Below are 19,051 nucleotides of genomic sequence, written 5' to 3' on the forward strand. Positions count from 1 at the left end.
CTGCGCGGTCCGTTCAGCGGACGATCGCGCGCACCTCGTCGCCCGTTCCCGGGCGCCAGGCGACCGGGTGCTCGGTGCCGGGGGCGAATCGTGATCTCTGCCACCGGGCGAGGTGCTTGATCTCCCAGCCGTGGAACGTGCGGCCGTCGGGGAGCCGGACGTCGTAGACGATGAGGTGCTCGTAGGCCTCGTTGCTGATCCGCCCCCGGAAGGTCTGCTCGGTCACGGTGCCGTGGGCCACCGGCGCGCCGACGAAGGCGGGGTCGAGGCGCCGCTCGCGGTGCCGGCGCAGCATCACACCGAGGACCGCGAGGCCGGCGACCGCGGCGAGGAACAGACCGCCGATGACGACGACGAGGCCGATCGCGAGCAGCGGGTCCACGGGCGCCCCGTCAGCCCTGGGCGCGGCGCAGGCGGTCGAGCGCGGTCTGCAGATCCTCGGGATAGCTGCTCTCGAACTCGACGAACTCCCCGGTCTCCGGATGGGTGAAGCCGAGTCGCACCGCGTGCAGCCACTGGCGCTCGAGTCCGAGCTTGCCGGCGAGCACGGGGTCCGCGCCGTAGGGCAGGTCCCCGGCGCAGGGGTGCTTGGTGGCGGCCATGTGGACGCGGATCTGGTGGGTCCGGCCGGTCTCGAGCCGGACCTCGAGCAGAGTCGCCGAGCGGTAGGCCTCGAGGACCTCGTAGTGGGTGACGGCGTGCTTGCCGTCGGTGAGCACGGCGTAGAGCCCGTCGCGGCGCGGGTTCCGGCCGATCGGCGCCTCGATCGTGCCGACGACCGGGTCCGGCAGGCCCTGCACGAGCGCGTGGTAGGTCTTGGCCACGGTGCGCTCCTTGAACGCCCGCTTGAGCACCGAGTAGGCGTGCTCGCCCTTGGCGACCACCATGACGCCCGAGGTGCCGACGTCGAGGCGGTGGACGATCCCCTGCCGCTCGGCCGCGCCCGAGGTGGCGATGTCGTAGCCGGCGGCCGCGAGCCCGCCGATCACCGTCGGGCCCTTCCAGCCGGCGGCGGCGTGGGCGGCGACCCCGACGGGCTTGTCGACGACGACGAAGGCATCGTCGTCGTAGATCACGCGCATCCCCTCGACGGTTTCGGCGACGATCTCCAGCGGTTTCGCCGGCTCCGGCATGACGACGTCGATGCGGGCCCCGGCGCTCACCCGTTCGGACTTCCCGACGACCGTGCCGTCGACGTGGACGTCACCGGCGGCGGCGATCGCCGCGGCGGCGGAGCGCGACAGCCCGAGCATCCGGCTCAGGGCGGTGTCGACCCGCTCCCCCTCGAGGCCCTCGGGCACGAACATCGAACGCTGGGTCACACCTGCTCCTTCGTCTGGTCGTCGGCGGCCGGACCGGAGGCGGTGTCGAGCGTGCCGTCGAGGCCGATGCCGCGCAGGGTGGTGAGCACGATGACGACGGCGGCGGCCGAGATCGCGATGTCTGCGATGTTGCAGATGAAGAGCGAGAGGTCGATGAAGTCGACGACAGCGCCGTGGAAGAATCCCGGCGGCCGGAACAGGCGGTCGAGGAGGTTGCCGGTGAGACCGCCGAGGAGGAGGCCGAGGCCGCAGCTCCAGGCGCGCGAGCCCAGCCGCCGACTGGCGAACAGGATCCCGACGAGCACGATGATCGCGATGACGGCGAAGATCCACGTCGAGTTCGCGCCCATCCCGAACGCCGCTCCCGGGTTGCGGTAGAAGGTGAAGCCGGCGAGCTCGCCGATCACGGGGATCGAGGGCCGGCCCTCGAGCGTCGCGATCGCGATCTGCTTGGTGACCTGGTCGAGCACGATGACGGCGGCGGCGATCGCGAACAGCGTTCCGACGAGGAGCCCTCTCCTGCCGGTGGGGGGTGCGGTGCTCACGGCCGTGGGGTCTCCTCGGGTCGGGCGGCGATCGATTCGGCTCCCCAGTCTAGCGGCCGAACCGCCCTGGCTAGTACTCGGCGGAGCGCTGGGCGAGGAGCAGACCCTTGCCGACGGCGAGCGTGAGCACAGCGAACCCGGGCGTCTCGCGCAGGGCGGCTGCGAAGTCGGCGGTCTCGTGCTCGTGGGAGATGACGTTGTCGACGACGAGCAGCCCGTCGAGCAGCCGCAGGATCTGCGGCAGGTAGTCGAGGTAGGCGGTGCGATCCGAATCGAGGAAGATCAGGTCGAAGGAGCCGTGGATCGCGGCGAGCTCCTCCCCCGCGTCGCCGACCCGCTGCTCGATCTGCGCCTCGAGGCCGACCTCGGCGAAGTGCCCGGCGGCCTCTGCGGCCCGCCCGGGGTGGTTGTCGATGGTGAGGATCCGCCCGCCGGGCGGCAGCGCCTGGGCGATCCACATCGTCGAGTACCCGTTCGAGGTGCCGACCTCGAGCACGTTCTCCGCACGCAGGCCGCAGACCAGGTCGGCGAGCAGGCGGGCCGAGGCCGGCTCGAGGTTGCGGTAGCGGCTCTCATGCGCTTCGACCCGGGAATCGTGCTCCCGGGACCGAGCGAGGACCGCGGCACTGAAATCGTGGAAGTCGACCATGGTCCCACCCTAGGCTCCCGCGCCCGGCTTGGGAACAGTGCCGGACCGCACCGGGGAACAGCGGACGGCGCCGGCGAGCCGTGCTCGCCGACGCCGTCGCTGCTGACCGAACCGGGGTGCGGCTCAGATCGAGTGCTGCGGGGAGTTCCCGAGCTTGTTGCCGCCCAGCGTCTCCGGAGCCAGGGACCCGGAGTTCTCGAGCTCGCGCAGCTGATCGCTGAGGTAGCTCTTGAGGCGGGTGCGGTACTGGCGCTCGAAGTTCTGCAGGCCGTCGATCTCGCGCTCGAGGTTGGCCTTCTCGGTCTCGAGGTGACGCAGGGTGTCGTCGCGCTTCTTCTCCGCGTCTCCGACGATCTCCTGAGCCTTCTTCTCCGCGTCGGCGATGAGGCGGTCACGGGTGCGCTCGCCCTCGGCGAGGTGCTCGTCGTGGAGGCGCTGCGCCAGCGCGATGAGGCCGTGGGCGTCCTGCTCGGATCCACCGGACGTGGCAACTGCACCGGCGGCGGCGGGCCGAGCAGCACCTGCGGACGAATCCGGCTCCGGTGCGGGAGCGGCGGGCTTGGGCTCCTCGACGGGTGCTGGCTGCTGCTGGGCCGGGGCGGACGCCTGCGGCGCCGGTCCCTGCGGCGCGACGAGCGGCGAGGCCTGCGTCTGCGACTTGGGCTCGGGGCGCTCCTCGGCCTTGGGCTCGTTGCCGGGCACGGCTGCGGGCATCGCCTGGGTGGCCTGCGGGTCGACGGCCGGCTCCGGCTTCGAGTTCGAGGCCGGCGCGGATCCGCCCTGCGACAGTTCGTTGACGCGCTGCTCGGCGGCCGACAGCTTCTGACGGAGCTCGTCGTTCTCCTGGTAGAGACGGCGGAGCTCGACGACGACCTCGTCGAGGAAGTCGTCGACCTCGTCCTGGTCGTACCCGTCGCGGAACTTCACGTGCTGGAACCGCTTGTTTACTACGTCTTCAGGCGTAAGCGCCATGAGGCCACCTTCGGTCGACAATGATGTTCTTTACAAGTCTGTTATACAACAGGCAACAGGGCAACAGTATCCCATCCCCCGCAGTGTTGTCGTGTTCAGCGGCTTTCCGCATCGGAACGCCGTGGGCGAAGACCCGTGTTTCGGTCACGGAACGGTTACGACGCACCGCCGAGCGGGGACGCCCTGCATCCGGCTCAGAGGAAGGAGTTGCCGGCCACCCGCAGCGCGCCGGCGAGCACCTGGACGAGGATGAACACGACGATGAAGCCGAGGTCGAGCGAGATCTGTCCGAGCCGCACGGGCGGGATGATCCGGCGCATGAGCTTGACCGGCGGATCGGTGAGCGTGTAGACGACCTCGCACAGCACGAGCACGAAACCGGTGGGGCGCCAATCGCGCGAGAACACCTGGATGAGGTCGATGACGACCCGGGCGAGCAGCACGTACACGTACAGGCTCAGGAGCGTCGCCAGGAGATGGAAGATGATGCCCACGGGCGAGTCGAACCTCTTTCGTATGGGATGGACGACGGCGGTCTACCCCACCAGGGTAGACCGCCGTCGGAGGAAACCGGAACCGCGACCCGCTTCTCCCAGCGAGCCCTCGGGTGGCGTGCGGGTTCAGCTCTGGTTGAAGAAGCTCGCCTGCATGTCGCCGGCGCCCTCGTTCTCCGTGGACACCTCGATGTTCTCCGGGGTGAGGAGGAAGACGCTGTTCGTGACCTTCTCGATGGAGCCGCGCAGCCCGAAGATCAGGCCGGCGGAGAAGTCGACGAGGCGCTTCGAGTTGGCCTCGTCCATCGCGGACAGATTCATGATCACCGGGATGCCGTCGCGGAACGCGGTGCCGATCGCCTTGGCGTCGTTGTAGCTGCGGGGGTGGATCGTCTGGATGCGCTGCATGGCCGAGGCCGGCGCTGATTCGACAGGGCGCACGGAAGCGCGGATGGGGGTCACTGCGGCGGGCTCCTCGTACTCGACGACGTCGTAGTCCTCGACGCCGTACTCGTCGGCGTGGTCGTCGGTCTCGACGGTGCTGCGCTGGTGGCGGGTGTGCGGCTCGTCGATATCGTCCTCGACGAAGCCCAGGTAGGTGCCGATCTTCTTGAGAGCGGACATGTCGTCTCCTCGTGGTTCGCGGTTCGTGTCGCAGGTGCGTCTGCGCTGAGTCTCCCTCGATCCGAAACTAGCGCAGTCGGCGACCGGATCGCGGGAGGGTGCGCGGGTGTGTCGAGGGTGGGAGTGCGCCCGGTGCACCGCCGAACCGGGGTCAGTGCGCCTGGAGCCAGACCACGCCGGCGAACCGGCCGGTCACGCCCTCGCGCCGGTAGGAGTAGAGCGCAGGGTCCTCCGCGGTGCAGATGGGCACCCACTGGTGGATCGCGGCACCGGCCCGGCGCAGCTGCTCCGCCACGCCGGCGGCGACGTCGAGAGCCGGGGTTCCGTGGGCCGACACCGAGGCGGTCACGGGTTCGGCGGCCGCGACCTCGGCACGCAGCTCCGCGGGCACCTCGTAGCAGCGCGGGCAGATCGAGGGGCCGATGACGGCGGTGATGCGTTCGGCGCCGGCGGCCCCCATCGCCTCGAGGGTCGCGGGCACGACCCCGTCGGCCATGCCCTTGCGGCCGGCGTGCACGGCGGCGACGACCCCGGCATCGACGTCGGCGAGGAGGACGGGCGTGCAGTCGGCGACCTGGACGACGAGCCCGAGGTCGGCGCTGGTCGTGATCTGCGCGTCGGCGACGACGGGTGCGGTCGGCACGGAGGCGCTCGGGTCCGGGAGGTCCAGGCGGTGCACCGCGGTGCCGTGGACCTGGGAGACGAAGCTCAGGCGGTCGGCCTGGAGCTGGAGGACGGTGGCGAGCATGCTCCGGTTCGCCGCGACGTGCTCCTCGGCATCGCCGACCTGGCGGGCGAGGTTGAAGGAGTCGAAGGGAGCGGCGCTGTAGCCGCCCCGCCTGTCGGTGAAGGCGGCGTGCGCGGTGAAGCGATCACCCGACAGGACGAAGCGGCTCTGCAGCACGGGACGGCCTCAGACGATCCCGGTCACTTGAGGAAGTCCGGGATGTCCAGATCCGAGTTGTCGAACCGGGACGGGCGCTGCTCCTCCGGGAGCGAGGACGGGACCTCGGAGTCCTGCTGGACTGCGGCGGGCCGGTCCTGCTGGAAGCGGTCCTGCTGCGGGAGGTCCTGGCCGCGCTCGGCGGCGGGCGCGGATTCCGCGGCGGGGGCCTCGGGCTCGGGCTCGACGACGGCGGGACGACCGGCCGGCTCGGGGGCGTCCCCGACCTGCGAGTCGAAGCCCGCGGCGATCACGGTGATCCGGCACTCGTCGCCGAGGTTGTCGTCGATCACGGTGCCGAAGATGATGTTCGCCTCCGGGTGCGCGGCCTCCTGGACGAGGCGCGCGGCCTCGTTGATCTCGAACAGGCCGAGGTCGGAGCCGCCCTGGATGCTCAGCAGCACCCCGTGCGCACCCTCGATGCTCGCTTCGAGCAGCGGCGAGGCGATCGCGGCCTCGGCGGCCTGGACCGCACGGTCCTCGCCGACCGCGGAGCCGATTCCCATGAGGGCGGTGCCGGCGTTCTGCATGACCGACTTCACGTCGGCGAAGTCGAGGTTGATCATGCCGGGGGTGGAGATCAGGTCGGTGATGCCCTGCACGCCGGAGCGCAGCACCTCGTCGGCGGACTGGAACGCTTCGAGCACGGAGACGTTGCGGTCCGAGATCGACAGCAGCCGGTCGTTCGGGATGACGATGAGGGTGTCGACCTCTTCGCGGAGCGCGGCGATGCCGGCTTCGGCCTGGGCCGAGCGGCGACGCCCCTCGAAGGTGAATGGGCGGGTGACGACGCCGATGGTGAGAGCGCCGAGCGAGCGGGCGATGCGCGCCACGACGGGAGCCGCACCGGTGCCGGTGCCGCCGCCCTCGCCGGCGGTGACGAAGACCATGTCGGCGCCCTCGAGCGCCTCCTCGATGGCCTCCTCGGAGTCCTCCGCCGCCTTCCGGCCGATCTCCGGGTCCGCGCCGGCGCCGAGGCCGCGGGTGAGGTCGCGGCCGATCTCGAGCTTGAGGTCGGCCTCCGACAGGAGGAGCGCCTGGGCGTCGGTGTTGATCGCGATGAATTCGACACCGCGCAGACCGACGTCGATCATCCGCTGGACAGCGTTGACTCCGCCGCCGCCGGTGCCGGCGACTTTGATGTCCGCTCCGGATTGTGGGAATTCAGCCAAGTCGGTTCCTCTTTCGACGCATCTGGCCCGCGAGCGGGCGCTCCGGCGATTTTGCCTTCGACCCGACGCTATGGGGATCGCCGCCCGGGTGCAACCACTGCCCCCGGTGTGTCCGCCGGGGATCGAGAAATGTCCGCCCGCCCGCCGGCGGGCGGCTCAGCGGGTGACGGGCACCTCCGGCACGGACACGTCGATCTCCGTTGCCCCGGTGCGCATGAGGGCGAGCGCGACCTCGAACTTCCGGGCGGTGTCCTCCGGGGAGCCGAAGTGCACGGTGACCTCGGTGCCCTCGTGGTCGTAGAGCATCCGCAGGTCCTGGTCGGAGCCGGCGCGCATCGAGGTGATGTGCTCCCGCTGCGCGGCGGGCACCGCGTCGATGAAGGCGACGGCGGCCCCGACCGCGGCGGGTGCGTCCGCGCCCTCGGCGAGCTCGAGCACGGGCAGGCCGTCGGGCGCCTCCGGCACCCTGTCGATGATGCGCCCGGTGATGTCATAGCGCTCGAAGGCATCCCCGGCGGGCACGGTGAGCACCGGCTGCCGGTCGCTGACCTCGACGGCGAGCGCCCGCGGCCCGGCCCAGCTCACCGTCACGGTGTCCGCCTTGGGGAACTCCGCGACGATCGCCTCCTCGAGCCGGCCACGCCGGATCTGCGGCAGCGGGGTGCCGGCGTGCGCGTCCGTGACGTACTCCGCGACGGCGTCCGGGTCGGTGAGCTCGGTCCCGGTGACCTCGACGCACTCGAGCGCGAGCACGGGTGAGAACCAGGCGACGGCGGCGAGTCCGATCACGGCGAGGGCCGCTCCGGCGACGATCGCCCAGGTCCGGATCCGGGCGCGCCGACGGGCGGCGAGCCGGTCGGCGAGGCTCGCGGTGCTCACGCTTCGAGGGCCGCCACGAGCTCGGGGCCGAGGAGCGTCACGTCGCCGGCGCCGGCGGTGATGACGACGTCTCCGGGCCGCACGCGCTCGCGCACGTAGGGCACGGCGTCGGCGAAGGAGGCGAGGAACACGACGTCCTCGTGGGGCACCTCTGCCGCGATGAGCGCCCCGGTGACCCCGGGGATCGGGTCCTCGCGGGCGGGGAACACGTCGAGCACGACGACGTCGTCGGCGATCCCGAGCGCACGGCCGAACTCCGCCTTGAAGTTCTGGGTGCGGGAGAACAGGTGCGGCTGGAAGATCACGTGGACGCGCCCGCCGGGGTCGACGACCTCGCGGGCGGCGGTGAGCACCGCTGCGACCTCGGTCGGGTGGTGGGCGTAGTCGTCGTACACCCGCACCCCGCTCCCGGTGCCGCGCAGCTCGAACCGGCGGCGCGTGCCGCCGAAGGATTCGACGCCGAGGATCGCGTCGGACAGCGGGAAGCCGAGCTCCGCGGCCACGCAGAGGGCGGCGGCGGCGTTCGCCGCGTTGTACTCGCCGGGCTGCCGGAGCCGGATCGGGCCGTGCTCCGTGCCGTCGAGCACGAGCGAGAACTCCGCGCCGGTGCGTCCGGGGCGGATCCCGACGATCCGGGCGTCGGCGTCCTCGGCCTGCCCGTAGAGGAGCACCCGGGCGCCCTCGGCGCGGGCGTGCTCGCCGATCTCGCGGGAGCCGGGGTCGTCGGCGCACACGATGACGGTGCCGCCGCGCTCGGCGACCCGGGAGCAGAAGTCGACGAACGCCTGCCGGACGGCCTCCCAGGTGCCGTAGTGGTCGAGGTGGTCGGCCTCGACATTGGTGATGACCCCGACGGCGGGCTCGTAGAGGAGGAAGGAGCCGTCGGACTCGTCGGCCTCGGCGACGAACACGTCGCCCGTGCCGTCGTGGGCGTTCGTGCCGGTCGCGGTGAGCACCCCGCCGATGACGAACGAGGGGTCCGCCCCGCAGGCCTGGAGGACGACGGTCGTCATCGAGGTCGTCGTCGTCTTGCCGTGGGTGCCGGCGATCGCGACGGTCCGCCGATCGGTCATGAGGGAGGCGAGCGCCTGCGAGCGGTGGATGATCCGCAGGCCGGCGGCGCGCGCCGCGGCGAGCTCCGGATTGGTCTCGCGGATCGCGGAGGACACGACGACGGTGTCCGCGCCGGTGACGTTCTCCGCGCGCTGACCGATCTCGACCTCCGCCCCCTGGGCGCGCAGCGTGGTGACGACGCTCGAGTCCTTGGCGTCGGAGCCGGTCACGGTCATCCCGCGCATGAGCATGATGCGGGCGATGCCGGACATCCCGGCTCCGCCGATTCCGATGAAGTGCACGCGGCCGAGCTCGGCGGCCGGCACAATGGCCTCGGTCATGGGTGTCCCTCGCTGTCGGGTGGTTCGGTGGTCGGGGAGTCGGAGCCGCCGCGGGCCCGCTCGTCGCGGGTGCGCCGCTCGGGCGGGTAGGGCCGGTGCGGGTGGTCGAGTCCGGCGGCGTCGAGGATCATCGCGACCATGGTGCGGGCGGCGGTCTGCGGGAACACCATGCTCCGGGCGGCCTGCTCCATCGCCTCCAGGCGAGCGTCGTCGGTAAGCAGCGGGATGATCCGGGTGCGGATGCTCTCGGCGGTGAAGTCGGCGTTCTCGATGATCTCGGCGGCACCGGCGGCCGCGGCGTCGGCGGCGTTGAGGCGCTGCTCGCCGTTGCCGATCGGCAGGGGCACGTAGATCGCGGGCACCTGCGCGGTCGTCGCCTCGGCGACGGTGCCCGCGCCGGCCCGGCAGATGAGGAGGTCGGCGGCGGCGTAGACGTTCTCCATCCCGTCGACGTAGTCGACGACGTGGTAGCCGTGGTAGCGCTCCGCGGCGGCGGCGAGATCGGCGCCCTTCCCGGCACCGGTGATGTGGAGGATCTGGAGGCCGGCGGCCATGAGCTCGGGCATCGCGGCGCGGAAGGCCTCGTTCATCGCCTGCGCGCCGAGCGAGCCCCCGGTGACGACGAGGGTGCGCCGCTGCGGGTCGAGCCCCAGGGCGACGGCGGCGCGGGCGCGGGCGGCCGGGTCGGTGCGGTCGACGGCCTCGATCGCCGAGCGCATCGGCATGCCGACGTGCTCGCCGGTGAGCGGGGTGCTCGCGAAGGTGTAGCCGACGCGCCGCCGGGGGGTGAGCCGGGCGCCGAGCCGGTTGGCGAGCCCCGGGCGGGCATTGGCCTCGTGGACGACGATCGGGGTGCCGGTGCGCCGCGCGGCGAGGTACGCCGGGGTCGACACGTAGCCGCCCACGCCGCAGACGACGTCGACGCCGCGCTCGCGGATGATCCGGGTGACGGCGGACACGGTGCCGAGGAGGCGGCCGGGGAAGCGGACGAGGCCGGCGTCGATCCGGCGCGGCGCGGGCACCTTGTCGATGGTGAGGAGCTCGTGGCCGGCCTCGGGCACGAGCCGGGTCTCGAGTCCTTCCGCGGTGCCGAGCATGAGGATCTGCGCGTCGGGGACCTGGAAGGCGAGGTCGTCGGCGATCGCGAGCATGGGCGAGATGTGGCCGGTGGTGCCGCCGCCGGCGAACAGGACTGTCAGTGGCATGGGGTTCTCACTTCTGTCGGGCAGGTCGGCGGGCGAGGACGGCCAGGGAGCTGCGGACGCGGTTCGACTGGGCGCGCATCGCCTCGCGGGCGCCCTCCTCGGCACGGGCGAAGGACAGCACCATGCCGATCGCGATGAGGGTGGCGAGCAGTGCCGAGCCGCCGTAGGACACGAGCGGCAGGGGGACGCCGATGACCGGCAGCACGCCGGCGACGACGCCGATGTTGACGACCGCCTGGCCGACGATCCACATGAAAACGGCGGCGGTGGAGGTCTGCACGAAGCGGTCGCGCGAGCGCATGATGATGCGGACGAGCCCGTAGCCGAGCGCGGCGAAGAGGAGGAGCACGACGACGGAGCCGAGCAGTCCGAGCTCCTCGCCGATGATCGCGAAGATGAAGTCGTTGTGCGCCTCGGGCAGCCAGGACCACTTCTCGCGGCTGGCGCCGAGTCCGACCCCGAACCAGCCGCCGGAGGCGAGAGCGTAGAGGCCGTGGTTCGACTGCCAGTGCTGGCCCAGCGGATCCATCTCCGCGGAGTCGGATCCGGTGAGCATCGCGCGCACGCGGGCCATCCGGTTCGCACTCGTCACGACCATGAGGGCGACGACGGCGCCGATCATGGCGAGCGCACCGAGGAAGTGCCTCCACGGCACTCCCCCGACGAACAGCGCGCCGAGCGCGAGGCCCATGATGATGAGGCCGGTGCCGAGGTCGCGGCCGTAGAGGATGAAGCCGAGGACGGCCATGAGGACGAGCACCGCGGGCAGCATCTCCTTGAGCGAGCGCAGCCGGTGGGCCTTGTTCGCGAGGAACACGCCGAGCCACAGTGCGAGTGCGGCCTTGACGAACTCGGCGGGCTGGCCCTGGATGCCGCCGATCGACACCCAGCTCGTCGAGCCGTTGACGGTCCGTCCGAGCCCGGGGATGAACGGCAGCACCTGGAGCGCGATGCCGACGATGATCGCGAGCGGGGCGATCATCCGCCAGCCGCGCAGCGGCACGAAGGACAGGCCGAGCATGCAGAGCAGGCCGACGACGGCGAAAGCCGCCTGGCGGCCGACGACGGAGAACGAGGACCCCTCGCCGGCGGCGTACGAGGTGATCGAGGAGGCCGAGAGCACCATGACCAGGCCGATCCCGGTGAGCGCGAGGGTCGCGGCGAGCACGAGGTAGTAGCTCGTCACGGGGAGGTCGTGGATCCGCCGGAGCACGGCGAGCACCCCGGTGTCCCCGCGCAGGAAGTCCTGCGGCCGGGTGCTCCGGGCCTGCGCGGACCCGGTCCGCGGGGCGGTCCTGCCGGGGCTGCTCATCAGGCCCCCGCGGCGCGGCGCACCGCGCGCGCGAACAGCTCGCCGCGGGTGGCGTAGTCGAGGAACTGGTCCATGCTCGCCGCCGCCGGGGCGAGGAGCACGGTGTCGCCGGCCTGCGCGGCGGAGGCGGCGAGGGCGACGGCGCGCTCGGCCACGGCGGTGCCGCGCTCGGCGGGGTCGGTGTCGGCGGGATCGGCGGGGAGGTCGACCTCGAGCACGGGGACCTCGGGGGCGCGGGCGGCGAGCGCGGTGCGCAGCGGCGTGCGGTCGGCGCCGATGAGGACGACGGCGCGCAGGCGGTGGGCGTGGGCGGCGACGAGCGCGTCGTAGTCCGCTCCCTTCGCCAGCCCCCCGGCGATCCACACGATCGGGTCGAAGGCGTGCAGCGCGGCATCGGCGGCATGCGGGTTCGTGGCCTTCGAGTCGTCGATCCAGCGCACGTCCCCGGACTCGGCGACGAGGGCGAGGCGGTGACCGCTCGACGGCGTGGGCGCGCAGGCCGTCGCGCACCGCAGCCGGCTGGCACCCCGATGGCGCGCGCGAGCGCCGCGGCGGCGAGCGCGTTCGCGATCTGGTGGGGCGGGGCGGGGCGGTCGGGCTGGCCCGAGGCGCGGGCGACGTCGGCGAGGGAGGCGAGCTCCGCGGCCGCGGAGTACCGCTGCGGGATGAAGGCGCGGTCGACGAGCGCGTCCTCCACCACCCCGAGCTCGCCGGGTGCGGGGATGCCGGAGGTGAAGCCGATCGCGCGGGCCCCGGCGATGACCTCGGCATCCTCGACGAGGGTGCGGGTGGCGGGATCCTCGATGTTGTACACGCAGGCGGTGCGGACGTTGGTGTAGGCGCGCCCTTTGTCCGCGGCGTACGCCTCGGCGCTGCCGTGCCAGTCGAGGTGGTCGGCGGCGATGTTGAGCACCGCGGCGGCGTCGGCGCACATCGAGAACTGCCAGTGGAGCTGAAAGCTCGACAGCTCGATCGCGAGGACCTCCGCCTCCGGGTCGAGCACGGCTTCGAGCAGCGGGGCGCCGATGTTGCCGCAGGCGCGCACGTTCATCCCGGCCGCCCGGAGCATCGCCTCGAGCATCGTCGTCGTCGTGGTCTTGCCGTTCGTGCCGGTGACGACGAGCCAGGGCGCGGCGTTCGCACCGCGCACCCGCCAGGCGAGCTCGACCTCGCCGATGACGGGGATGCCGGCGGCCCGGGCGGCGCGGAGCAGCGGCTGATCGGGCCGCCAGCCGGGCGAGGTGACGACGAGGTCGGGGGTCCGGCCGCTGCGGGGGCGCGGCAGGTCCTCGACGTGCTCGGGGCCGCGTCGGATGTCGACGTCGAACACCGCGAGGATCGCCTCCTGCTCGCTGCGGTCGCGCACGGTGTCGGCGTCGACGACGATGACCTCGGCCCCGCGCTCGGCGAGGTGGACGGACGCCGGGTAGCCGGACACGCCGAGTCCGGTGACGACGACGGTGAGGCCGGCGAGCGAGGACTCCGGCCCGTGGAGGGCGGCCGGGATCGCCGCGGCGTCCGGGTAGTCGAGGGCGACCGCCCCGGGCGGGACGATCGGCGACAGCTCTGCCGGGGTGGGGGCCTCATGCAAGGTGGGACACCCATTCCGCGTAGAACAGGCCGATCGCGGCCACGACGAAGAGCAGCGCGATGATCCAGAAGCGCACGACGATCGTCACCTCGGCCCAGCCGATGAGCTCGAAGTGGTGCTGGAGCGGGGCCATCCGGAACACCCGCTTGCCGGTGAGCTTGAAGGATGCGACCTGGATGATGACGCTGAGCGTGATGAGGACGAACAGGCCTCCCATGATGATGAGGAGGAGCTCGGTGCGCGACATGATCGCGAGCCCGGCGATCGCGCCGCCGATCGCGAGCGAGCCGGTGTCGCCCATGAAGATCTTCGCCGGGGAGGCGTTCCACCACAGGAATCCGATGCACGCCGCGGCCATCGCCGCGCCCACGATGGTGAGGTCGCGCGGGTCGCGCATGTAGTAGCAGCCGTCGCGGATCTCGCTCATGAGGTGGCAGTTCTGGGTCGACTGCCAGGTGGTGATCATGACGAAGCCGGTGAACACGACGCTGGCGGCCCCAGCGGCGAGCCCGTCGAGGCCGTCGGTGAGGTTGACGGCGTTCGACACCGCGGTGACGATGAGGTTCGCCCACAGGATGAAGAGGAGGAGGCCGACGATGCTGCCGGCGAAGGCGAGGTCGAGGCCGGTGTCGCGGACGAAGGAGATCGCCGTCGACGCCGGGGTCTGCCCGTACTCGTTGGGGAACTGGAGGGCGAGGACGGCGAAGCTGATGCCGACGAACCCCTGGCCCACGAGCTTGCCGACCGGCTTGAGACCGAGCGAGCGCTGCTTGGAGACCTTGATGTAGTCGTCGAGGAACCCGACCGCGCCGAGCCCGGCGGCGAGCCACAGCACGAGCACGCCCGAGGGCGTCGGCATCGAACCGGTGAGCAGGTGGGAGAGGAAGTAGGAGACGAGCGCGGCGCCGATGATGACGACGCCGCCCATCGTCGGGGTGCCGCGCTTGGTCGCGTGGGTCTCCGGTCCGTCGTCGCGGATGAACTGGCCGTAGCCGCGCTTGACGAGGACCCGGATGAACAGCGGGGTGCCGATGAGCGTGATGAGCAGGCTCAGGCACGCGGCGAGGATGACGGCGATCATTGCTGGCCCGACACTCCGGCGATCTCGTCGCCCAGATAGCGCAGCCCGGCGTCGCGCGAGGACTTGAACAGGACGATGTCGCCGGGCTGGAGCTCGACGTTGAGGAGCTCGCGGGCCTCCGCGAGGCTCGACACCCACACCGCCTCGTTGCCCCATGAGCCCTCGAGGTTCGCGGCCTGGTAGATCGGCTTGGCGCCCTCGCCCACGGCGATCGTGCGGTGGATGTTCAGGCGCACGACGAGCCGGCCGATGGCGTCGTGCTCGGCCACGGAGTCCTCCCCGAGCTCGAGCATCTCGCCGAGCACGGCGAAGGTGCGGCGCGGACCGGTGGTGTCGTCGCCGTGGCCCATCGCGGCGAGCGTCTTGAGGCTCGCCCGCATGGAGTCGGGGTTGGCGTTGTAGGCGTCGTTGAGCACGGTGACGCCGCTCGGGGAGTCGATGAGCTCCATCCGCCAGCGGCTCGCCGCGCCCGAGGTGCCCAGGGTGGTGACGATCGAGCGGGCGGGAATGCCGCACAGGTGGGCGACGGCGGCCGCGGCGAGGGCGTTGTTGACGTGGTGCTCGCCGAGCAGCGCGAGCTCGACGGCCGCGGGCTCCTCCTCGGGCAGGTGGAGGGTGAAGGAGGTGCGGCCGGAGGCGTGCGTCTCGATGTCGGTGGCGCGCACCGCCGGGGTGCGCTCGGCGCTGCCGGCGGCGCTGAACCACAGCACGCCGACGCCGGGGTCGAGCACCTCGGTCATCGCCGCGACCCGCCGGTCGTCGGCGTTGAGCACGGCCCGGCCGCCGGAGATCAGCGATTCGACGAGCTCGGACTTGGCCCGGGCCGTGTTCTCGATCGACCCGAACACACCGCCGTGGGCGGTGCCGACGTTGAGCTCGACGGCGATGTCGGGGCGCACGAGCGAGGTGAGGTACTCGAGGTTGCCGACCGACCGGGCTCCCATCTCGAGGACGAGGAAGCGGGTCGACTCGTCGGCGCGGATCGCGGTGAGCGGCACCCCGACCTCGTTGTTGTACGAGTTCGGCGGCCACACGGTCTCGGCGTGCCCGGCGAGCAGGTCGGCGGTGAGGTCCTTGACCGTCGTCTTCCCGGCCGAGCCGGTGATCGCGATGACGGTGAGCTCGCCCGCGGCACGCAGCGCCTCGACGTTGAGCTGGGCGAGCCGGCCGAGCGCGGCGGTGGCGTCGGCGACATGGAGCGTCGGCAGGTGCTCGCCGTCGACGGTCGGCACCGCCTCGGCGATGATGAGCACGGCGCCCGCCTCGAGGGCGGCAGGCGCGTAGTCGAGGCCGTCGGCGGTCTCCCCGCGCCGGGCCACGTAGATGTCCCCCGGGGAGACCTCGCGGGAGTCGGTGACGACTCCTCCGCTGAGCTCCTGCTCGGGGGAGATTCCGTAGAGTTCGCCTTTGAGGGCTGTGGCCACCTCATGGACTGAGAATCGCTTCATATCACTTCCGAACTCTACCGGTTCCGATGTCGCCGCCCCGTGATGCGAGTGCGGCGCGTGTCTGCTCACGATCGTCGAAGTCGTGGACGACCCCGGCGATCTCCTGTCCCGTCTCGTGCCCCTTGCCCGCGATGAGCAGGGTGCCGCCGGGGCCGGCGGCCTCGATGCCCGCGGCGATCGCGTCCGCGCGCGGTCCGATCTCCGTGACCGCATCCTCAGCGACCCGCGCGGTGCCGGCGGACCGGGCCTCCGCGACGCCGGCGAGCACGGCGGCGCGGATCGCCGCGGGGTCCTCGCTGCGCGGGTTGTCGTCGGTGACGATGACGACATCGGCCTCCTGCGCGGCGGCCCGGCCCATCGCCGCGCGCTTGCCGCGGTCGCGGTCCCCGCCGGCGCCGAGCACGATCGCGAGCCGGCCGGGGCCGTCGTCGAGCCCGGCGAGCACCTGGGCGATCGCGTCGGGGGTGTGGGAGTAGTCGACGATGACGCGCGGGTCCGCGGGGTGCACGACCTCCATCCGGCCGGGCACGGGCGCGGCGAACTCGCGGGCGGGGCCGGCGAGCTCGGCCGCGTCCACCCCGGCGGCGAGCAGCATCGCGAGGGCCAGCGCGGTGTTGAGGACGTTGAAGTCGCCGGGCAGCGGGGAGCGGGCGCGCAGCTCGACCCCGTCGCCGCGCAGCGTGAACTCCCCGCCGGACTCCTCGGCGACGAGGTAGTCGGGGGCGTCGGACGGGTCGCGGCTGATCGTCGCGACCGGGATCGGGGACTCCGCCGCGAGCCGGCGCGCCCAGTCGTCGGCGAGGACGACGACCCCGGTGTCGGCGAAGCCGGGGGTGAAGAGCTGCGCCTTGGCCCGGAAGTACTCCTCCATCGACCCGTGGAAGTCGAGGTGGTCCTGGGACAGGTTGGTGAATCCGACGACCCGGAAGCGCGCGCCGTCGACCCGGTGCTGGCTCAGCGCGTGGGACGACACCTCCATCGCGCAGGTGTCGACGCCGGCTGCGCGCATGCGGGCGAACAGGGCGTGGAGGTCGGGGGCCTCCGGGGTGGTGCGCACGGCGGACTGGCGCTGCCCGGCGATGAGTGTGGCGACGGTGCCGATGACGCCGGTGGTGCGGCCGAGCGCGGTGAGCAGTCCGTCGAGCATGTACGTCGTCGTCGTCTTGCCGTTCGTGCCGGTGATGCCGAGCAGCTGCGGGTGGGCCGGGTCCGTACCGTGGATGCGGGCGGCGAGCGCGCCGAGGTGGGCGCGCGGCCGCTCGACGACGAGCACCGTGGTGTCGGCGAGCGCATCCTCGTCCCCCGCCTCGGCGAGGGCGGTGCGGATGAGCTCGAGTCCGGCCTCGTCGGTGAGGACGGCGCGCACGCCGCGGGCGAGCACCTCCGGGACGAAGCGGGCGCCGTGGACGTTCGCTCCCGGCAGCGCGGCGTAGAGGTCGCCGGGGGCGACGGCGCGGGAGTCGAGCGAGGCCCCGGTGACGGAGCGCTGCGGGTCGCCGAGGACGCGCACGTCCGGGGACAGGCCGAGGTCGGCGATCTGCATCAGTTCCATTCCTCCGGGGGGAGTTCGGGGTCGGTGGTCGAGGGCGGGACCCGCAGGTGGCGCAGGGTGAATCCGGCGACGTCGGAGAACACGGGTGCCGCAGCCGATCCACCGTAGTAGCCCTTGCGCGGCCGCTGCAAGGTCACCGAGACGGCGATGCGCGGGTCCTCGATCGGGGCGACGCCGACGAACGAGGCGGTGTAGCCGTCGTAGCCGCCGCCGGAGTCCGCGGGCGCCTGCGAGGTGCCGGTCTTGCCGCCCACCCGGTAGCCGGGCACCGCGGCGTTGTCACCGGTGCCGTCGACGACGGTCGCCTCGAGCATGCTGAGCACCTGCGCGGAGGTGTCCTCGGACACCACCCGCGTGCCGGCGCCCTGCGGGACCGGGGTGACCGTGCCGGAGTCGTCGACCATGCCGGACACGAGCTGCAGGGGCATCCGCACTCCCCCGTTGGCGATCGTCGCGAACGCCGAGGTCGTCTGCAGGGCGGTGCCGGACATGCCCTGGCCGAACATCACGGTGTACTTCGTGCGCCCGTCCCATTCCTCGTAGGGGTGGAGGATGCCGCCGGTCGCGCCGGGGAACTCGATGCCCGAGGCCTCGCCGAAGCCGAAGTCGTGCATGTAGTCGTAGCGCTGCTCGAGGGAGAGCTTGTCGCCGGCGAGGATGGTGCCGGTGTTCGAGGAGTTCATGAGGATCCCGGCGAAGGTCAGCTGCTGATCGGGGTGCTCGCTCGAGTCGCGGAACTCCTCGTCGTTGGGCGCCGTCCAGCGATCGGGGACGGTGAACTCGGTGGTCGGGGTGACGAGCCCCTCCTCGATGAGCGCGGCGACGGTGATCATCTTCGCCGTCGACCCGGGTTCGAACATCCCGGTGAAGATCCGGGACCCGCGGTCCTCGGCGTCGACGGCTCCGGGGTCGTTGGGGTCGACGCTGGGCGCCTCGGCCGCGGCGAGGATGCGACCGGTGCCGACCTCCTCGATGACGACGGAGGCCCATTCGGCGTCGTGCTCCGCGGCCTGGTCGGCGATCGCCTGCTGCGCGTAGTACTGGATGGTCGGGTCGATGGTGAGCTGGAGCCCGGTGCCGTTGCGGGCGGGCACGAGGTTGGAGTCGCCGAGCGGGATCATGTCCCCGGCCAGGCCGCGCTCGTACTGCTGCTCGCCGTCGCGGCCCTGGAGGGACTCGTCGTACTCGAGCTCGAGGCCGGCGAGCGCCTGGCCGTCGGAACCCGTGAAGCCCATGAGGTTGCCGCCGACCGCGCCGGCCGGGTACGTGCGGATGGAGTACTCCTCCATGCTCACCCCGGGGATGTCGAGCGCGTCGATCTCGTTCCACACCTCGCTCGTCAGCCCCTCGGCGACGGGGTTCCACAGCTTGTCCCCGGCGAGCTCGGGCAGCAGCAGGCCGGGGTCGGTGTCGAGCGGACCGGCCATCGCCTGTGCCGCCCCCCACGCGCCCACGAGCTCGCCCTCGGCATTCTCGTAGCGGGCGATGTTCTGCTGGTCGACGACGACGCGGTAGCGCATCGCGTTGTCCGCGAGCACAGTGCCGTCGGCAGCGGTGATGACCCCGCGGGCGGCCGGCAGCGGCTTGGACACGAGGCGCGAATCGAGCGCCTCCTGCGCGAGCCGCATCGTGTCCATGCCCTGGATCGCGACGAGCCGGCCGGCGAGCAGGAGGAGGGCGGCGAGTGAGGCGACGACGAGCCAGGCCATGCGCCGGCGCGGATCCGGGGGGCCCTGCGGCTTCGACCCGCGGCGGCGGAACAGGCCGGGCCGGCGGGCGGCGCCCGATCTACCGGCGCCCTTCCGCCCAGCGGGCCGGCCGGAGGAGGACTGCGAGGAGCGGCTGCGGGGCGGGGTCACCGTCGGCAT

General features: G+C 72.3%; 19 protein-coding genes and 2 pseudogenes. 1 reads left to right on the plus strand and 20 read right to left on the minus strand.

All coding sequences use genetic code 11. From position 1 onward, the window contains the following. Positions 1-13: 13 nt before the first annotated feature. From FDF13_RS12570 to FDF13_RS15655, 15 genes and pseudogenes are all read right to left on the minus strand, one after another. A complete protein-coding gene (locus FDF13_RS12570) occupies positions 14-382 on the minus strand; it encodes a hypothetical protein (protein ID WP_137319946.1) in 369 nt (122 codons plus the stop codon). A 10-nt stretch (positions 383-392) separates the two neighbouring features. Beyond that, the gene (locus tag FDF13_RS12575; RefSeq protein WP_217494861.1) at positions 393-1,322 is read right to left on the minus strand and encodes an RluA family pseudouridine synthase; all 930 of its coding nucleotides are present in this window, start codon (positions 1,320-1,322) and stop codon (positions 393-395) included. After that, positions 1,319-1,867 (minus strand): signal peptidase II, encoded by a 549-nt coding sequence (locus tag FDF13_RS12580; protein WP_137319947.1) that lies wholly within the window; start codon positions 1,865-1,867, stop codon positions 1,319-1,321. Before FDF13_RS12580 ends, FDF13_RS12575 begins: the two co-directional genes overlap by 4 nt. A 70-nt stretch (positions 1,868-1,937) precedes the next feature. Further along, complete coding sequence (locus tag FDF13_RS12585; RefSeq protein WP_137319948.1) at positions 1,938-2,516, minus strand: O-methyltransferase; 579 nt, start codon at positions 2,514-2,516, stop codon at positions 1,938-1,940. Positions 2,517-2,639: 123 nt separating this feature from the next. Further along, positions 2,640-3,488 carry a DivIVA domain-containing protein gene (locus FDF13_RS12590; protein ID WP_137319949.1) on the minus strand — a complete coding sequence of 283 codons (849 nt, stop codon included), beginning with the start codon at positions 3,486-3,488 and terminating at the stop codon, positions 2,640-2,642. Between the two features lie 194 nt (positions 3,489-3,682). Beyond that, positions 3,683-3,982, minus strand: a complete 300-nt coding sequence (locus tag FDF13_RS12595; protein WP_137319950.1) for a YggT family protein — start codon at positions 3,980-3,982, stop codon at positions 3,683-3,685. Between the two features lie 126 nt (positions 3,983-4,108). Further along, positions 4,109-4,606, minus strand: a complete 498-nt coding sequence (locus FDF13_RS12600) for a cell division protein SepF (RefSeq protein WP_137319951.1) — start codon at positions 4,604-4,606, stop codon at positions 4,109-4,111. Between the two features lie 151 nt (positions 4,607-4,757). Continuing rightward, complete coding sequence (pgeF, locus tag FDF13_RS12605; protein ID WP_137319952.1) at positions 4,758-5,510, minus strand: peptidoglycan editing factor PgeF; 753 nt, start codon at positions 5,508-5,510, stop codon at positions 4,758-4,760. Positions 5,511-5,533: 23 nt separating this feature from the next. Then, a complete protein-coding gene (ftsZ, locus tag FDF13_RS12610) occupies positions 5,534-6,721 on the minus strand; it encodes a cell division protein FtsZ (protein WP_137319953.1) in 1,188 nt (395 codons plus the stop codon). Between the two features lie 156 nt (positions 6,722-6,877). Continuing rightward, a complete protein-coding gene (locus tag FDF13_RS12615) occupies positions 6,878-7,600 on the minus strand; it encodes a cell division protein FtsQ (protein WP_137319954.1) in 723 nt (240 codons plus the stop codon). Next, on the minus strand, positions 7,597-8,994 hold the full coding sequence (gene murC, locus FDF13_RS12620; RefSeq protein WP_137319955.1) for a UDP-N-acetylmuramate--L-alanine ligase: 1,398 nt from the start codon (positions 8,992-8,994) through the stop codon (positions 7,597-7,599). The genes FDF13_RS12615 and murC overlap by 4 nt, the downstream gene beginning before the upstream one ends. Continuing rightward, on the minus strand, positions 8,991-10,199 hold the full coding sequence (locus tag FDF13_RS12625; RefSeq protein WP_175406974.1) for a glycosyltransferase: 1,209 nt from the start codon (positions 10,197-10,199) through the stop codon (positions 8,991-8,993). The genes murC and FDF13_RS12625 overlap by 4 nt, the downstream gene beginning before the upstream one ends. Positions 10,200-10,206: 7 nt before the next feature. Next, entirely contained in the window at positions 10,207-11,511 is a 1,305-nt protein-coding gene (ftsW, locus tag FDF13_RS12630) for a putative lipid II flippase FtsW (protein ID WP_137319956.1), read from the minus strand. Next, positions 11,511-11,951, minus strand: a complete 441-nt coding sequence (locus FDF13_RS15650; protein ID WP_368074042.1) for a glutamate ligase domain-containing protein — start codon at positions 11,949-11,951, stop codon at positions 11,511-11,513. The genes ftsW and FDF13_RS15650 overlap by 1 nt, the downstream gene beginning before the upstream one ends. Before the next feature lie 374 nt (positions 11,952-12,325). Beyond that, positions 12,326-12,592, minus strand: a pseudogene (locus FDF13_RS15655) (Mur ligase family protein); the annotation flags it as partial. On the opposite strand from FDF13_RS15655, the gene FDF13_RS15660 reads away from it, so the two are divergent. Continuing rightward, positions 12,537-12,731, plus strand: a complete 195-nt coding sequence (locus FDF13_RS15660) for a hypothetical protein (protein WP_368074043.1) — start codon at positions 12,537-12,539, stop codon at positions 12,729-12,731. The pseudogene FDF13_RS15655 and the gene FDF13_RS15660 sit on opposite strands and share 56 nt — an antisense overlap. A gap of 11 nt (positions 12,732-12,742) precedes the next feature. On the opposite strand, the pseudogene murD reads toward FDF13_RS15660, so the two are convergent. From murD to FDF13_RS12655, 5 genes and pseudogenes are all read right to left on the minus strand, one after another. Continuing rightward, positions 12,743-12,949, minus strand: a pseudogene (gene murD / locus FDF13_RS15665) (UDP-N-acetylmuramoyl-L-alanine--D-glutamate ligase); the annotation flags it as partial. Between the two features lie 145 nt (positions 12,950-13,094). Further along, on the minus strand, positions 13,095-14,183 hold the full coding sequence (gene mraY, locus FDF13_RS12640) for a phospho-N-acetylmuramoyl-pentapeptide-transferase (RefSeq protein WP_137319957.1): 1,089 nt from the start codon (positions 14,181-14,183) through the stop codon (positions 13,095-13,097). After that, positions 14,180-15,631: a UDP-N-acetylmuramoyl-tripeptide--D-alanyl-D-alanine ligase gene (gene murF, locus FDF13_RS12645; RefSeq protein ID WP_137319958.1), complete on the minus strand. Its 1,452-nt coding sequence runs from the start codon at positions 15,629-15,631 to the stop codon at positions 14,180-14,182. The genes mraY and murF overlap by 4 nt, the downstream gene beginning before the upstream one ends. 1 nt (position 15,632) lies before the next feature. Next, a complete protein-coding gene (locus tag FDF13_RS12650) occupies positions 15,633-17,174 on the minus strand; it encodes a UDP-N-acetylmuramoyl-L-alanyl-D-glutamate--2,6-diaminopimelate ligase (RefSeq protein ID WP_137319959.1) in 1,542 nt (513 codons plus the stop codon). Next, positions 17,174-19,051 carry a penicillin-binding protein 2 gene (locus FDF13_RS12655; RefSeq protein WP_254668804.1) on the minus strand — a complete coding sequence of 626 codons (1,878 nt, stop codon included), beginning with the start codon at positions 19,049-19,051 and terminating at the stop codon, positions 17,174-17,176. The genes FDF13_RS12650 and FDF13_RS12655 overlap by 1 nt, the downstream gene beginning before the upstream one ends.

The sequence above is a fragment of the Brevibacterium sp. CS2 genome, from assembly GCF_005280295.1.
GTDB classification, from domain to species: Bacteria; Actinomycetota; Actinomycetes; order Actinomycetales; family Brevibacteriaceae; genus Brevibacterium; species Brevibacterium pityocampae.

Excerpts from the sequence above, each read along its gene's own strand:
- FDF13_RS12585 (WP_137319948.1), bottom strand. The coding sequence starts at position 2,516 with ATGGTCGACTTCCACGATTTCAGTGCCGCGGTCCTCGCTCGGTCCCGG.
- FDF13_RS12590 (WP_137319949.1), bottom strand. The coding sequence starts at position 3,488 with ATGGCGCTTACGCCTGAAGACGTAGTAAACAAGCGGTTCCAGCACGTG.
- FDF13_RS12600 (WP_137319951.1), bottom strand. The coding sequence starts at position 4,606 with ATGTCCGCTCTCAAGAAGATCGGCACCTACCTGGGCTTCGTCGAGGAC.
- murC (WP_137319955.1), bottom strand. The coding sequence starts at position 8,994 with ATGACCGAGGCCATTGTGCCGGCCGCCGAGCTCGGCCGCGTGCACTTC.
- FDF13_RS12625 (WP_175406974.1), bottom strand. The coding sequence starts at position 10,199 with ATGCCACTGACAGTCCTGTTCGCCGGCGGCGGCACCACCGGCCACATC.
- ftsW (WP_137319956.1), bottom strand. The coding sequence starts at position 11,511 with ATGAGCAGCCCCGGCAGGACCGCCCCGCGGACCGGGTCCGCGCAGGCC.
- FDF13_RS15660 (WP_368074043.1), top strand. The coding sequence starts at position 12,537 with ATGTTGCCGCAGGCGCGCACGTTCATCCCGGCCGCCCGGAGCATCGCC.
- mraY (WP_137319957.1), bottom strand. The coding sequence starts at position 14,183 with ATGATCGCCGTCATCCTCGCCGCGTGCCTGAGCCTGCTCATCACGCTC.
- murF (WP_137319958.1), bottom strand. The coding sequence starts at position 15,631 with ATGAAGCGATTCTCAGTCCATGAGGTGGCCACAGCCCTCAAAGGCGAA.
- FDF13_RS12650 (WP_137319959.1), bottom strand. The coding sequence starts at position 17,174 with ATGCAGATCGCCGACCTCGGCCTGTCCCCGGACGTGCGCGTCCTCGGC.
- FDF13_RS12655 (WP_254668804.1), bottom strand. The coding sequence starts at position 19,051 with ATGCCGACGGTGACCCCGCCCCGCAGCCGCTCCTCGCAGTCCTCCTCC.